Origin of the sequence: Mesorhizobium sp. M1A.F.Ca.IN.020.06.1.1 (genome assembly GCF_004023265.1) — a bacterium.
GTDB lineage: Bacteria > Pseudomonadota > Alphaproteobacteria > Rhizobiales > Rhizobiaceae > Mesorhizobium.
The window spans coordinates 1-481 of the sequence record NZ_RZSR01001774.1 but is presented as its reverse complement, the minus strand read 5'-3'; the positions used below and the strand labels follow the sequence as shown (position 1 = coordinate 481).

Annotated in this window: 1 protein-coding gene; it reads right to left on the bottom strand. The window is 63.0% G+C overall.

Translation table 11 applies throughout. The features are described from left to right. On the bottom strand, positions 1–423 hold a 423-nt coding region (locus EOA60_RS36830; protein ID WP_128312820.1), incomplete at its 3' end, for an extracellular solute-binding protein. Positions 424–481: the final 58 nt, after the last annotated feature.

Sequence of the window (481 nt, the reverse complement as noted above, 5' to 3'; positions counted from 1 at the left end):
CGCCTCGTCATTCCAGTTGGTGATCTTGCCGACGAAGATGTCGGCCAGCGTCGGGCCGTCGAGCACCAGTTCGCCCGGCTTGACACCTTCGAGGTTGACGACCGGAACGATGCCGCCCATCACCATCGGGAACTGCGCGAGCCCGGTCGACTTGAGATCCTCGCCCTTGAGCGGCGCGTCCGAGGCGCCGAAGGTCACGGTCTTGGCCTTGATCTGCTTGATGCCGCCGCCGGAGCCGATCGACTGATAGTTGAGACCGATGCCGGTCTCCTTTTTGTAGGCGTCGGCCCACTTGGCATAGATCGGATAGGGGAAGGTAGCGCCGGCACCGGAGATGTCGGCCGCCATAGCGGCGGAGAGGGAAAGCGTGGATGCCGCAGCCATTGCAATCGCAACGGCCGCCGAGCGGATGAAATATCTCATGTGGCCTGCTCCTGTTCGGAATGTGGTCTTTCGGCACCCTTCCTATCGGCGCCTGACG